Raw genomic sequence first — 13,490 nt, forward strand, 5'->3', positions numbered from 1 at the left:
TAGCGGAGCAGCGTTACCCGTTTATGAAATTCGGGTTACTTCGCTGCTTCTGAAAGCCGCGCCAGGGTTTCATCCCGTCCCAGCACAAGCATCATGTCAAAAACCGAAGGCGTTACGGCCCGACCAGCCAACGCGGCCCTGAGCGGGCCAGCCAGCTTGCCGAACGTGAGCTCCTTTGACTCGGCAAAGGAATTCAGGGTCTCCTCCAGTTCGTTCCGAGACCAGCTAGCATTTTGCAGCTGCGGCGTCAATTCTTCCAGTATACCGTCGGATACAGATGCCAGCGCCTTTGCCGCTTTCCCGTCGGGAACAATCGGGCGACCTGCCAGAACAAAATAAGCCTTTTCAAGGAGTTCAGGAAAAGTCCGTGCCCGATCCTTGAGGCAATACATCGCACGTTCCAAATCACTGGATTGTGAATCTGTCAGGGGCGGTAAAGCGGCTGCGGCCAAGTACGCTTCGATTTCACGCCGCAGCGCAGCATCATCAGAGATGGCGATGTGTTGACCACACAGGTTTTCCAATTTTTTCAGGTCAAACCGGGCAGGGCTTTTGCCGATGCCGTTCAGATCAAACCAGTCCTTTGCCTGTGCATCCGTAAAGAATTCATCGTCACCATGACTCCAGCCCAAGCGGGCCAGATAGTTGCGCATTCCAGCGGCGGGATAGCCCATGGCCTGATATTCCTGCGCGCCAAGCGCGCCATGGCGTTTGGACAGTTTCTTACCGTCTGGCCCGTGGATCAGCGGAATATGGGCCCAGACCGGAACATCCCAGCCCATCGCCTCGTAAATCATCATCTGGCGCGCCGCGTTATTGAGGTGATCGTCGCCGCGAATGACATGGGTAACACCCATATCATGATCGTCGACCACCACCGCCAGCATGTAGACCGGTGTCCCGTCGGAACGCAGCAAAACCATGTCATCCAGTTGGTCGTTGCGAATGGTCACGTTGCCCTGAACCTGATCGCGGATCACTGTTGTGCCGTCTTGCGGAGCCTTGATGCGAACGACAAATGGCAGGTCGGGATGTGCTGAAGGATCAGCGTCACGCCAGGGGCTGCGGAACAGGGTCGACTTGCCTTCGGCCCGTGCCTGTTCCCGAAAGGCGGCAATTTCGTCCTGCGTCGAGAAGCATTTATATGCCTTTCCCTCGGCCAGAAGCTGGTGCGCGACTTCAGCATGCCGGGCAGCTCCTTCGAACTGGCTGATTACATCGCCATCATGATCCAGTCCAAGCCATTCCATGCCCTGAAGGATCGCGGCGGTCGCCTCGGGGGTCGAGCGTTCCCGGTCGGTGTCTTCGATCCGCAGCAGGAACTTTCCACCACGTCCGCGGGCGTAAAGCCAGTTGAACAATGCGGTGCGCGCGCCACCGATGTGCAGAAAACCTGTGGGCGAGGGGGCAAAACGTGTGACGACCTGTTCGGACATGTTGAGGATTAACCTTTTGGTAACCGTATCTGGCATAGTTTGACGCCTGTCTAACGAGCCCGAAGGACGGGGGCAACCATGCGTGTTCTTGCACGGGTCGAGGCCGCGCTGCTGCACCAGACAGGGTACCTGTTTCCGTGGACGCCAGTCATGCTGGCAACGGGGATCGGTCTCTATTTCGGTGCCCGGAGCGAGCCCGGCTGGCCGGTATATGCAGGTCTGTTTTGCTTGGTCCTGGCTCTTTTTGCCTTAAGCCGCCGGCTGCCACCGGGGGTGGGAACGTTAGCGACCGGGGGGGCGCTGATTGCGGTCGGTGTCATACTGGCAGGTACTCGCGCCCATATGGTGGCAGAACCGGTTCTGTCCTGGCGGTACTATGGCCCTGTCGAGGGGAGGGTCGTCGCTATGGATCGGTCTGCCTCGGATGCGTTGCGGTTGACGCTCGATCAGGTGCGCGTAGGGGACGTACCGAATGAGCGCAGGCCGCGACGCATCCGTCTTTCTGTTCATGGCGCGACAGACCCTTTTGCGCCTGGGCAACGTATCATGACCACAGCGCATCTTTCGCCGCCGCAGGGCCCGGTTGAACCTGGCGGGTTCGATTTTCGTCGCCATGCCTGGTTTCAGGGGCTGGGTGCAGTCGGGTATACCCGCGTTCCTGTTTTGACGATTGCGCCAGCCAAAGACGGTATTGGCGGTGTTCGGATTACCGCAATCCGAATGGCGATATCGCGGCGAGTGAAACAAATCCTGCCCGGAGAAATCGGTGGGTTTGCTGCTGCCGTCACCACAGGTGATCGCAGTGGTATGGGGCAAGAGACGCTCTTGTCCCTGCGCGCGTCGAACCTGGCGCATTTGCTTGCCATTTCCGGACTTCACATGGGGTTACTGACGGGTTTTGTTGTTGTGGCCTGTCGCATTGGTTTTTCACTGATCCCCTACGTGGCATTGAGGCTACCTGTTCGAAAAGTTGCGGCTGTGTTCGCGCTGATCGCGGCAACGCTTTATTTACTGCTGTCCGGTGGGAATATTGCAACCGAACGCGCCTATGTCATGGTCAGTGTCATGCTGGGGGCCGTGTTGATCGACAGGCGTGCGATTTCATTGCGTGCGGTTTCTGTTGCTGCGCTGATCGTTCTGGTTCTTTGGCCCGAGTCGCTGCTTAGCCCAGGGTTTCAGATGTCCTTTGCCGCAACGACAGCATTGGTCGCCGTCTTCGGTGCATTGCAAAAGGTGGGTCCGTTACCGGGCCCGAATTGGTTAAAACCGATTGCTGGCGTGGTTATGTCCTCGGCGATAGCCGGGCTTGCCACGGCCCCAATTGGCGCTGCGCATTTCAATACGATGTCTCACTATGGATTGTTGGCGAATCTGCTGTCAGTGCCCGTGATGGGCCTTGTTGTTGTACCTGCGGCAGTTGTCGCCGCACTGGCGGCCCCTTTTGGGTTGGAGGCTGTCCCACTGACCGTAATGGGCTGGGCTCTGCATTGGATCCTGTGGGTGTCAAACTGGGTGTCGCATCTCGGCGGTGCTCAGGGTTTTGTAGTCAGTCCGCCCTGGTATGTATTGCCACTTGTTGCTGTTGGGGCTTTGTGGCTGGCCTTGTGGCAAGGGCGCGCGCGTTGGTACGGGGTCGGGCCCGTCATTCTGTCATTTTTGCTTTGGAACTCGGGCCACAGGCCAGATGTTCTGATTGCAGAAAACGGGGGGTTGGTCGGTGTGATGACCCCTCAGGGCCGGGCCCTGAGTAAAAGCAAAGGCAGTGGGTTTGTCGCCAGCGTCTGGCTGGAGAATGACGGTGACGGTGTTGATCAGATTGCGGCAGCAGGCCGATGGCCGGATAGCAGCACCGTTCAGCGGTACCCTTATCTGGACAAGGAAATTATCCATATCTCGGGCAAAAGGGCTGCGCGCGCGTTCGACGAATGCAAACACAACCAGATCATTGTTTCGACGGTCGCGCTGCCCCTTGCGGGCGCGTGCGCCATCTTCGATCCGGATCACCTGAGCGAAACCGGCAGCCTGTCATTGTCGGACGGAAAGCTGACTTCCAGCGCAGAACTGACAGGCCAACGGCTCTGGTCCCCGAAGCCCGCCGGGGACCGTCGTTTGAAGCAAGATTAATAGGTCCGGATCAGACCGACTAGGCGACCCTGAACCTTGACCATTTCTTCGGGAAGAACGCGCGTCTCATAAGCCGGGTTGGCCGCTTCGAGTGCAATAGCGTTGCCGCGGCGGAAAAAGCGTTTCAGCGTCGCTTCCTGATCTTCTACCAGTGCAACCACGATATCACCGTTATCAGCAGTCGCGGTTTCGCGGATGACGACCACATCCCCGTCATTGATGCCCGCGTCGATCATCGAGTCGCCGCGAACCTCTAGCGCATAGTGCTCGCCTTTTCCGGAAACCATGGGGCCGGGGACCGCTACGTGATGAGACACGTGGCTGATCGCCTCAATGGGGACACCCGCCGCGATCCGACCCATCACCGGCAATTCCAGCGCATCCACAGCAACTGGCTCAATATTGGTCGGGCGGGGGCCCTTGGGCCTGTCACCCTCGATCACGCGGGGTGAAAAACCGGCAGTTGGTTCGCCGCCAAGGCTTTCGGGAAGTTTCACAATTTCAATCGCGCGGGCACGATGCGCGAGGCGACGAATAAAGCCACGTTCCTCCAGTGCAGTGATAAGCCTGTGGATGCCGGATTTCGACCGCAGGTCAAGCGCGGCCTTCATTTCATCGAAACTGGGCGGAACACCGTCCGTCTGCACGCGTTTTTGGATGAATTTCAACAAATCCAATTGCTTCTTGGTCAGCATTGCTCACACCTCGTCGCTCATGCGTTTTCTTTTGTTCTACGCATGTTCACGTTTTGTGTCAATGAATTTGGGAGAAGTTCAGATCGGCAGGTACTGAACCGTTTCCCCGGTCTTGCGGGCGGGATCGTTCGGGGGACGGACCAAAAGGGCGTTTGCCTGCGCCAGAACGCTAAGGAGAGAGCTGTCCTGATCTGCACAGGCCCGGATACCCGTTTCGCCCAGAACCGCGCGCATGTAATGCTCGCGCGGGCCGTTTTCTGTCAGTGGTTCGGTCAAGTGGGCAGACCGAAAGGGCGGCAGAACCAATTCCAACCCCAGCATCCGGCGCACCATCGGGGCAAGGAACAGATAGCCACAGACCATCGCGCTGACCGGGTTCCCAGGAAGTCCGACCATCGCGGTGCCACCCATGCGACCAGCCATCAGGGGTTTTCCGGGGCGCATTCGGATCTTGTAGAAAGACCGATCCATCCCCAAACCCTGCGATACATCAGATACAAGGTCGTAGTCACCAACCGACGCACCGCCAATCGTCACAACGAGATCGGCCCCTCGCGCCAGGTCAAACGCAGTCTCAAGCGATGAAACCGTGTCCCGTGCAATCGGAAGGACACGAACCACAGCGCCGAGCCCCTCAAGCAATGCCCGCAATCCAAACGTGTTCGACGCGATAATCTGGTCCGGTCCCGGTTCTTCGCCGGGCATGACAAGTTCGTCGCCGGTCGAGATCAGGGCAATCACGGGTTTTCGAGAAACCGGGACCTGCGCGATATTCATCGCAGCCATCAGGGCAACGTCTTCGGCGCGGATCATACGCGGTGCCGTGATGGGCGTGCCTGCCATGAAATCCACACCGGCAGGGCGGATGTTTGTTTTGGGGCCGGGGTCGTCTGTGATCGTGATCAGATCGCAACGCCGGTCGGTATCTTCCTGAATCACAACGAAGTCTGAGCCCTCGGGAACCGGAGCGCCGGTAAAGATACGTACGGCCTGACCGGGGCCTACTGAGCCGTCGAAACGACGGCCCGCGGCGGATTCTCCCACCACTTTGAACATGGCATGAAGCTCGACTTCGTCGGCTTTGACGGCATAGCCATCCATCGATGATGCGGCGAAAGGAGGCTGGTTGCGCGTTGCCACAACCTCGTGCGACAGAACACGTCCCGCAGACTGGGCCAGTGGAACCTGTTCCGAAGGTAAAGGGCCGACAAGATCGAACAGCAGGGCGCGCGCTTCTTCGACGGTAATCATTTCGCCTCGTAACGTCCTGATTTCCCGCCGTCTTTAAGACTTACATGAATGCCGCCAATTTCCATCGCTTTGTCGACCGCCTTGGTCATATCGTACACAGTCAAGGCTGCGGTGGAAACGGCGGTCAGGGCCTCCATTTCAACTCCGGTTTGACCTGACGTCTTGACTGTCGCTTCGATCTGAACACCCGGCAGATCCGGGTCGAGGGTCAGTTCAACGGCAACCTTGGTCACTGGCAAAGGATGGCAGAGCGGGATCAGATCCGGCGTCTTCTTTGCACCCATGATACCGGCCAGGCGGGCAACGCCCAAAACATCGCCCTTTGCTGCGCGTTGTTCTGAAATGATTCCATAGGTTTCCGGCGCCATTTTCACGTGACCTACAGCTACGGCTATGCGATCTGTGACCTCTTTGCCCGAGACGTCGACCATATGCGCCTGACCTTGAGCATCGAAATGGGTCAGCGGCATCACATCACTCCGGGGATAAGCGGATTGGACAGGATGAGGCGGGTGGCCGCTTCGACATCGTCCTGGCGCATCAGGCTTTCGCCGATCAAAAAACACCGGGCGCCGTAGCGCGCAATATCCCGCAAATCTTCCGGGCTGCCCAACCCGCTTTCGCACACGATAGTACGGTCCGCTGGCACCAGTTTGGACAGGCGGCGTGTAGTATCAAGAGTGGTCTCGAAGGTTTTGAGATTGCGGTTATTTATGCCAATCAATGGGCTTTTCAGTTGGGCTGCGCGTTCAAGCTCGGCTTCGTCGTGCACCTCAATCAGAACATCCATCTCCCAATCGAAAGCGGTTTGTTCCAACTCGGCTGCCTGATCATCGCTGACGGATGCCATGATAATCAGAATACAGTCGGCTTCCAAAGCACGTGCCTCGACCACCTGATAAGGGTCATACATGAAATCTTTGCGCAAAGCGGGCAGAGATGTCGCGTTACGCGCTTGTGTCAAATATTCCTTGGCACCCTGAAAGCTGGGCGTGTCGGTGAGCACGGACAAACACGCAGCACCGCCTTCTTCATATGCCTTGGCCAAGGAAGGCGGATCAAAATCAGGCCGGATCAAACCCTTGGAGGGGCTGGCTTTCTTGACCTCAGCGATCAGGCCGTAACCTTGCCGGGACGCAGCTTGAAGCGCTGCGGCAAACCCGCGGGTTTCCGAAGCGGCACGTGCTTCACTTTCCAGCGTTTCCAAGGACTTCTGAGCCTTGTCTGCTGCGATTTCTTCCAGTTTGTAGGCTTTGATCTTGTCCAGAACGGTTTCGGTCATGCGGCCTCCTGAGTCTTGGCGGCCAAGGCCGTAATTTTGTTTTTGGCTTCACCGCTGTCGATGCTCTCGGCGGCCATGGCCACACCTTCGCGCAGATCACTTGCCGCATCAGCGACAACCAATGCCGCGGCAGAGTTCAGCAACACTGCGTCACGATACGCGGACGGGGTGCCGTCCAGCAGCGCACGAAATGCGATGGCGTTCTCTTCAGGGGTTCCGCCGAGGATGTGTTCGAAAGGGTGCACAGGCAGACCAGCATCCTCGGGGTGCAGCTCGACCTCTTTGATCACGTCATCTTCCAAAGCGGCAACCCAGCTGATACCGGTGATCGTCAACTCGTCTGTCCCGTCCGATCCGTGTACCAGCCACGCGCGGTCTGACCCCAGCAAGCCTAGTGTTTCAGCCATGGGGCGGATCAGCTCGCGGCTAAAGGCACCCGTCAGTTGCCGTTTGACACCGGCAGGGTTGGTCAGCGGGCCCAGGATATTGAAAATCGTGCGCGTTCCCAGTTCCTGCCGTGAGGGCATAACATGCGCAATGGCCGGGTGATGCATCGGTGCCATCATGAAACCGATACCGACATCTTTCAGAGCACTTTCAACAACTTGTGGTCCAACCATAACGTTGATACCCATTTGCCCCAATGCATCCGCTGCGCCGGATTTGGAGCTTAGGTTGCGGTTGCCGTGTTTTGCGACTGTCACGCCAGCACCTGCGACGACAAATGCAGTCGCGGTCGAGATGTTCAGGGTGCCTTTCCCGTCTCCGCCCGTGCCAACGATGTCGATCGCCCCTTCGGGCGCCCGCACGGCATTGCACTTGGCGCGCATCACAGCCGCGGCCGCGGCATATTCATCAACCGTTTCCCCCCTTGTACGCATGGCCATCAACAGCCCGCCAATCTGGCTTGGCGTGGCTTCGCCGTTGAACAGGATGCCAAAGGCGGTCTCGGCCTCTTTACGGGTCAGCGGACGATCGGCGGCTGCTCCGATCAACGGTTTCAGCGCGTCGCTCATGCGGGGACTTTCAGTTCTTGCAGGAAGTTCTTGAGAAGGGCGTGACCATGCTCGGAAGCAATCGATTCAGGGTGGAACTGAACACCGTGAATAGGCAGTTCCTTGTGTTGCAGCCCCATGATCGTGCCGTCTTCCAGCTCGGCTGTGATCTCAAGACAGTCGGGCAGCGTCTCACGCTCGACCACCAGCGAATGGTAGCGTGTGGCTTCAAAGGGCGATGGAAGGCCAGCAAAGACGCCTTTTCCGGTGTGGTGCATGATGCCCATTTTGCCGTGCACAATTTCGTGGCACCGAACCACCTTGCCACCGAACGCCTGTCCAATGGTCTGATGCCCAAGACAAACCCCCAAAAGGGGTGTTTTGGTCTCGGCCGCCGCTTCGGTCAGAGCCAGACAGATGCCCGCCTGATCTGGGTCGCAGGGGCCGGGACTTAGCAGGATCCCAGCCGGGTTCATGGCCATTGCTTCTTGCACATCCAGCGCATCATTGCGGCGAATGACCATTTCGGCACCAAGTTCGCCCAAATAATGTACCAAATTGTAGGTAAACGAGTCGTAGTTGTCGATCAGCAGCAGCATATGGGCACTTATCTTCGCTTGGGCATTTCGGGCTGGCGATGCAACCCCGGGCCACGGTATAATGTCCGCACATACATGCTCAGGCTTGGACGGCAGCGTCAAGAGGACATACGGTTTCTGACGCCTCCAATTGACCGAGCGCCACACCAGATGGCGCAGAGCAGGGCGAGGCAGGGAAAAGAGGCGAAAGGCAGGAAATATGGGCGGATTTTTCGGAGGAATGGTCGCAGGGGCGATCGTTGTTTTGATCTTGGGTGCGGTCGTGTCGCTCAACACGCCGATGGTCAACACACCGGTTGTTGCGACCGAAGCACCAGCGCCGACGATTTCAGAAACACCAGAGGCGCCTACTGAACTTGCCGAGGATGTTTCTGATGCCGATCTGGTGGAACTGGCCCCGCGTGCGCCAGAAGCCGCCGATAATGCCAGCGAAGATCTGGCCGACTTGTCCGGGTTGGAAGCGTCATCCGAGCCGCAGCCCGAGGTTGGCAAAGCGGCTGAGGCCCCGAACGAGCCCGCTGCATCGGTCGCGACCGAAGTGTCTGTCATGACCGAAGCCCCCGCTGCGCCGCCCGAGCCTAGCCAGGTACCCGCAGTTCAGCAGGAACAGTCCGTGCCGGTTGTAATTGATGAAACCCCCACGCCGCCGACCGAGTCTGACACAACCGAGGTCGCAGTTCTTGAGCCCGAACCAAATCCGTTGCCACAGGTCGAGGCTGAACCACAAACAAAAGACACTACGACTGATAATTCATTTGAAAGCAGTCCGATTGCGGTGGAAGGGGATGAAGATACCTTGCCCCGAGAGCTTCCGCGTATTGCTGCGCTGCCTCAGATCGGGGGAGAACAGGAAGAAAGTGCCAGTTCGATTGTCGGAAAACGTATCCTGCCTTTGACGGAACGCGATGATGAGCCTGTTGCAGAACAGGCGATTTCCGAACAGCCATCTGCGGAAAAACCGATTGAACGTTTTGCCGCCAAGTTCGAGAACCCGGAATCTAAGCCGCTGATGTCGATCATTCTGATTGATGACGAAGGCGCGTTCGGGGCCGAAGCGTTGCAGGATTTCCCTTACCCGATCAGCTTTGCCGTGAACCCGTCTGATCCGGATGCGGCGGAAAAGATGGCACGGCACCGCGCGGCGGGGTTCGAAGTTCTGGCCCTTGCGGACCTGCCCGAGGCAGCAAGCGCGCAGGATGCCGAAGTTTCCCTGTCCGTGTGGCTGGATACATTGCCTGAAACAGTGGGTATTCTGGAAGGCGTGAACAGTGGCATTCAGGGAAACCGCAAGCTGGCCGATCAGGTCGCGGCAATTGCTGCCGGAACCGGACGCGGGTTGATCACACAGGACAATGGGCTGAACACTGTCCAGAAGTTGGCGGTTCGCAATGGCATTCCGTCCAGCGTTGTGTTCCGCGATATCGATGGGGCGCGACAGGATCCCAGAATCATGCGCCGGTTCCTGGATCAGGCCGCGTTCCGGGCTGGTCAGGAAGGAACCGTTGTCATGCTGGGGCGCGTACGGCCCGAGACAATCTCGGCCCTGTTGCTGTGGGGTCTTGAGGATCGCGGCAGCCGGGTAGCGATGGCGCCGATCTCGGCCGTCTTGATGAAACAGGTACAGTGACAGCTTGAAACAGGGCGGTGATCAATTGATCAGCCGCCCTTTTTTTTAACTGTTGCCGTTTCCGGTGAACCGAGCGGCATCTTCCGCCGCACGCCGTATGGCGTTTGACTTATGAACAGTCTCCATGAACTCGGCCTCGGGGTCGCTGTCATAGACAACACCGCCACCAGCCTGAATATAGAGTTTCTGATCCTTCACGATGGCCGTGCGCAGGGCAATGCACATGTCCATGTCACCGCCTGCGCTGAAATAACCAACACCACCGCCGTAGACGCCGCGTTTTTCCGGCTCAAGCTCGTCAATGATCTCCATCGCCCGCACTTTCGGCGCACCCGAGACGGTGCCCGCAGGCATCCCGGCAAAGAAGGCGTCCAGCGCATCTTTGTCTTCCGCCAGCTCACCCACCACGTTCGACACGATGTGCATCACATGGCTGTAGCGTTCGATGATGAACTCTTCGGTCGGGCGAACTGTGCCGATTTTGGACACGCGGCCGGTATCATTGCGCCCGAGGTCCAGAAGCATGAGATGTTCGGCCAGCTCTTTCTTATCGGCCAGCAGGTCAAGCTCGTTCGCCTTGTCTTCCTCGGGGGTCGCGCCACGGGGACGTGTGCCTGCAATCGGGCGAATGGTGACTTCGCTGCCGAACACCCGCACCAGAATCTCGGGGCTGGCCCCAACGACCTGAAAACCGCCGAAGTTGAAGTAGAACATAAATGGCGAGGGGTTGGTGCGCCGCAGCGAACGATAAAGCGCGAAAGGCGGCAGCGGAAAATCCTGCGTCCAACGCTGCGCTGGAACTACCTGGAAGATATCGCCAGCACGGATGTATTCCTTGGCCTTTTCAACCGCTTCCATATAGCCGGATTTGGTGAAGTTCGACACCGGCGCCGCAATTTCGCGGGCGTCGCCCAGATCACGGGTTTCGGCGGGCATCGCACGTTCCAGATCGCGGACCGCATCCATCACACGCTCGGCCGCCTGCGCATAGGCAGCTTTGGCAGATTGACCGTCGCTGGCCCAGGCGGGTGAAACCACCGTCACCTCGCCTTTGACGCCATCCAATACTGCGACAACAGACGGGCGCAACATGATCGCATCTGGCAGTCCCAGCGGATCGGGGTTCACGTCCGGCAGGTATTCGACCAGCCGGACCATGTCATAACCCAGATATCCAAACAGCCCGGCGGCAGCCTGAGGCAGGTCGTCTGGCAGTTCAATACGGCTTTCGGCCAGCAAGGCACGCAGATTGTCCATCGGATTGCCGCCCTGCGCGGCAAAGGCGTCGGCGTCGAACCGCGCCGAACGGTTCAACTCGGACGTTTCACCGTGACAGCGCCAGATCAGGTCCGGTTTCATGCCGATGATTGAATAGCGGCCACGCACCTCACCGCCCGTAACCGACTCCAGCATGAACGCATCTTTCTGCGCGCCCGTCAGTTTGAGCATCAACGACACGGGTGTGTCCAGATCGGCGGCGAGACGTGTGTAAACCACCTGGTTTTCGCCCGCTTCATAGGCGCGTGCGAAGGTATCGAAATCGGGTGTCAGGGCCATCTTGGTCTCGCTTAAAAGCTCGCCTGCACGGCGTTTAGCGCCTGCTGATCCACGACCGGGCGGGCGCGGGTCTGAGCGTCCCGTACGTATGCGTCAAAAATATTCTGCGACAGCGCCTGATCCATCTGCGTTGCCAGTGCGTCGCGCAACCGGCGCAGCTCGTCGGAATCCTCGGGGGGCAGAACCTCGTCCAGACGCACCAGCAAGGCTGCACCATTTCCACCAATGACGCGCAACTCACCGAGTTCCATCTGAAACACTTCATTCATGAAACTGGCGGGGACGTCATCAAGAAACGCGGTACGCGTCAGTGCGTTTTCAACGCGGAAGGGCAGGCCAGTCGCAGCGAAGTCACCATCAGTGGCCAGTTGGCTCAGTGCGGCGTTTGCTTTGTCCAGCAAGGCTTTGTTGGTCTCTGCCTGTACCCAGGCAGCGGCGACACGGTCGCGTGCGCTTTCCAGCGGTTCAGGGCGACGCGGCAGAACGTCGTTCAGGCGCAAGGCAAAGATCGATCCATCTTCGAGAAATGCGATTTCTGGGAAATCTCCTTCTTGCACGGCTTCGGCGGCGGCGCGGAACCCGTCATAGGCCGCTATGTCCTCGGCGCTGTCTCGGGTCCAGTCGATCTGACCCAGTTCCATTTCGGTTTCACTTGCCAGTTCTTCCAGGGTCGCACCGCCAGCCAGCATGTCGTTTATGTCTTCGGACTGAGACTCGATCAAGCGGCGGGCGCGTTCTGTCGCCAGTTCTTCGCGCAGGGCCGGTTCGGCCTCCTCAAAGGGAACGCTGTTTGCAGCCAGGGATCCGTTGACACGGAACAGGGCGGGGCCAAATACCGAAGGCAGAGGGCCAACAACAGCGTCAAGCTCTGCCGCGAACACGGCGTCGGCGGCCTCGCCCAGATCCTCACGTGTCAGGTCGCCGAGATCGATATCGGAAAGTTCCAGATCACGATCGCGAACCAGTTGTTCAAAGGTCGTTCCGCCGACCTCAAGTTGCGCCTTGGCGTCGTTGGCTGCTTGCTCATCCGGGAAATTCAGGCGCTCGACCAGACGGCGTTCCGGTTGATTATATTCGTCCGACCGCTCTTCAAAAAGCTTGCGAAGGGATTCTTCGTCAACCTCAACCGTGTCCACCAACATGGCCGGAGACAGAATCGCATAAGTCAGCTGTTTGGTACGGGGCAGGGTGAACTGTTCAGCGTTTTCGTCATAGAAGGTCTGAATCTGAGCGTCAGTCGGTTCGGCCATGGGGGTTTCCAATGCCTCGGCCCCTGCCGTCGCAACGGTAAAGCTGCGACGGGCGCCAATGTAGTTGGCCATCGTGTCTGTCACGGTGGCAGGCATTTCCACACCCCCCATGATCGCACCTTGAACGATCGTACGGGCGGATTCTTTGCGCAGGTCCGTCTCGAACTCGGAATCCGTCATGCCGACTTGTTCAAGCTGAAAGCGGTATGCCTCGCGGTCGAAACTGCCGTCTACGCCCTGAAAGGCCGGAACTGACACGATCTCTTTTTGCAGGTTCTCATCCCCTATGGAAATCCCAAGCTGGCTCACCTCGTTGTCCAGCGCCGCCAAGGCCGTCAGGCGGGCAAGCGCGTTTCGGTCCAGCCCCAGATCGCGTGCCTGCGACATTTGCAGGGGCTGACCCGATTGCGCCTCAACCGCGCGGATCTCGCGCTGCAACTCGCGGACAAAATCATCGATCGAGATGCTTTCATCACCAACTTGCGCCACTGTACGGACTGTACCGCTCAGGTTGACGGCGCCGAACCCCGCGAGCCCCAGCATGAGCATGCCCATCAGAATCCAGACAAAGGTTTTCGAAAGACTTTTAGCGCCTGCGGCCATGGTGCCCTCTTGTTATTTCGGCAGCGTTCTGCCCTGTCGGTTGCCGCCTTGAATACGACGCACACCGCCGG

Annotated in this window: 11 protein-coding genes; 2 read left to right on the forward strand and 9 right to left on the reverse strand. The window is 58.5% G+C overall.

What is annotated here, in order from left to right; genetic code table 11:
• Positions 1 to 35: 35 nt before the first annotated feature.
• Positions 36 to 1,436, reverse strand: a complete 1,401-nt coding sequence (gene gltX, locus AC2FPW_RS02345) for a glutamate--tRNA ligase (RefSeq protein ID WP_496812582.1) — start codon at positions 1,434 to 1,436, stop codon at positions 36 to 38.
• A 78-nt stretch (positions 1,437 to 1,514) separates the two neighbouring features.
• On the opposite strand from gltX, the gene AC2FPW_RS02350 reads away from it, so the two are divergent.
• On the forward strand, positions 1,515 to 3,560 hold the full coding sequence (locus AC2FPW_RS02350) for a ComEC/Rec2 family competence protein (protein ID WP_496812443.1): 2,046 nt from the start codon (positions 1,515 to 1,517) through the stop codon (positions 3,558 to 3,560).
• Here AC2FPW_RS02350 and lexA read toward each other — a convergent pair.
• The 6 genes from lexA to AC2FPW_RS02380 form a co-directional block, all read right to left on the reverse strand.
• A complete protein-coding gene (gene lexA / locus AC2FPW_RS02355; RefSeq protein WP_496812444.1) occupies positions 3,557 to 4,255 on the reverse strand; it encodes a transcriptional repressor LexA in 699 nt (232 codons plus the stop codon). The two genes, AC2FPW_RS02350 and lexA, sit on opposite strands and share 4 nt — an antisense overlap.
• Positions 4,256 to 4,333: 78 nt before the next feature.
• Complete coding sequence (locus AC2FPW_RS02360; protein WP_496812445.1) at positions 4,334 to 5,506, reverse strand: molybdopterin molybdotransferase MoeA; 1,173 nt, start codon at positions 5,504 to 5,506, stop codon at positions 4,334 to 4,336.
• Positions 5,503 to 5,976: a cyclic pyranopterin monophosphate synthase MoaC gene (gene moaC / locus AC2FPW_RS02365; protein WP_267364518.1), complete on the reverse strand. Its 474-nt coding sequence runs from the start codon at positions 5,974 to 5,976 to the stop codon at positions 5,503 to 5,505. Before moaC ends, AC2FPW_RS02360 begins: the two co-directional genes overlap by 4 nt.
• On the reverse strand, positions 5,976 to 6,788 hold the full coding sequence (gene trpC, locus AC2FPW_RS02370) for an indole-3-glycerol phosphate synthase TrpC (protein ID WP_496812447.1): 813 nt from the start codon (positions 6,786 to 6,788) through the stop codon (positions 5,976 to 5,978). Before trpC ends, moaC begins: the two co-directional genes overlap by 1 nt.
• Positions 6,785 to 7,804: an anthranilate phosphoribosyltransferase gene (gene trpD / locus AC2FPW_RS02375; protein WP_480909519.1), complete on the reverse strand. Its 1,020-nt coding sequence runs from the start codon at positions 7,802 to 7,804 to the stop codon at positions 6,785 to 6,787. The genes trpC and trpD overlap by 4 nt, the downstream gene beginning before the upstream one ends.
• The gene (locus tag AC2FPW_RS02380) at positions 7,801 to 8,382 is read right to left on the reverse strand and encodes an anthranilate synthase component II (protein ID WP_480472961.1); all 582 of its coding nucleotides are present in this window, start codon (positions 8,380 to 8,382) and stop codon (positions 7,801 to 7,803) included. The genes trpD and AC2FPW_RS02380 overlap by 4 nt, the downstream gene beginning before the upstream one ends.
• Positions 8,383 to 8,581: 199 nt before the next feature.
• Between AC2FPW_RS02380 and AC2FPW_RS02385 the strand changes: the two genes are divergently transcribed.
• Positions 8,582 to 10,009: a divergent polysaccharide deacetylase family protein gene (locus AC2FPW_RS02385; protein WP_480564597.1), complete on the forward strand. Its 1,428-nt coding sequence runs from the start codon at positions 8,582 to 8,584 to the stop codon at positions 10,007 to 10,009.
• 45 nt (positions 10,010 to 10,054) lie between these two features.
• Here AC2FPW_RS02385 and trpE read toward each other — a convergent pair whose 3' ends face one another.
• Positions 10,055 to 11,566, reverse strand: a complete 1,512-nt coding sequence (trpE, locus tag AC2FPW_RS02390) for an anthranilate synthase component I (protein ID WP_496812448.1) — start codon at positions 11,564 to 11,566, stop codon at positions 10,055 to 10,057.
• 11 nt (positions 11,567 to 11,577) lie between these two features.
• Positions 11,578 to 13,419, reverse strand: coding sequence for a SurA N-terminal domain-containing protein (locus tag AC2FPW_RS02395; protein WP_496812449.1), 1,842 nt, complete (start codon positions 13,417 to 13,419; stop codon positions 11,578 to 11,580).
• Positions 13,420 to 13,490 lie beyond the last annotated feature (71 nt).

This window comes from Ruegeria sp. SATB027, from assembly GCF_059613825.1.

Coding starts and splice junctions, on each gene's coding strand:
- lexA (WP_496812444.1), bottom strand. CDS start 4,255: ATGCTGACCAAGAAGCAATTGGATTTGTTGAAATTCATCCAAAAACGC.
- moaC (WP_267364518.1), bottom strand. CDS start 5,976: ATGCCGCTGACCCATTTCGATGCTCAAGGTCAGGCGCATATGGTCGAC.
- AC2FPW_RS02385 (WP_480564597.1), top strand. CDS start 8,582: ATGGGCGGATTTTTCGGAGGAATGGTCGCAGGGGCGATCGTTGTTTTG.
- AC2FPW_RS02395 (WP_496812449.1), bottom strand. CDS start 13,419: ATGGCCGCAGGCGCTAAAAGTCTTTCGAAAACCTTTGTCTGGATTCTG.
- AC2FPW_RS02380 (WP_480472961.1), bottom strand. CDS start 8,382: ATGCTGCTGCTGATCGACAACTACGACTCGTTTACCTACAATTTGGTA.
- trpE (WP_496812448.1), bottom strand. CDS start 11,566: ATGGCCCTGACACCCGATTTCGATACCTTCGCACGCGCCTATGAAGCG.
- AC2FPW_RS02360 (WP_496812445.1), bottom strand. CDS start 5,506: ATGATTACCGTCGAAGAAGCGCGCGCCCTGCTGTTCGATCTTGTCGGC.
- gltX (WP_496812582.1), bottom strand. CDS start 1,436: ATGTCCGAACAGGTCGTCACACGTTTTGCCCCCTCGCCCACAGGTTTT.
- trpC (WP_496812447.1), bottom strand. CDS start 6,788: ATGACCGAAACCGTTCTGGACAAGATCAAAGCCTACAAACTGGAAGAA.
- trpD (WP_480909519.1), bottom strand. CDS start 7,804: ATGAGCGACGCGCTGAAACCGTTGATCGGAGCAGCCGCCGATCGTCCG.
- AC2FPW_RS02350 (WP_496812443.1), top strand. CDS start 1,515: ATGCGTGTTCTTGCACGGGTCGAGGCCGCGCTGCTGCACCAGACAGGG.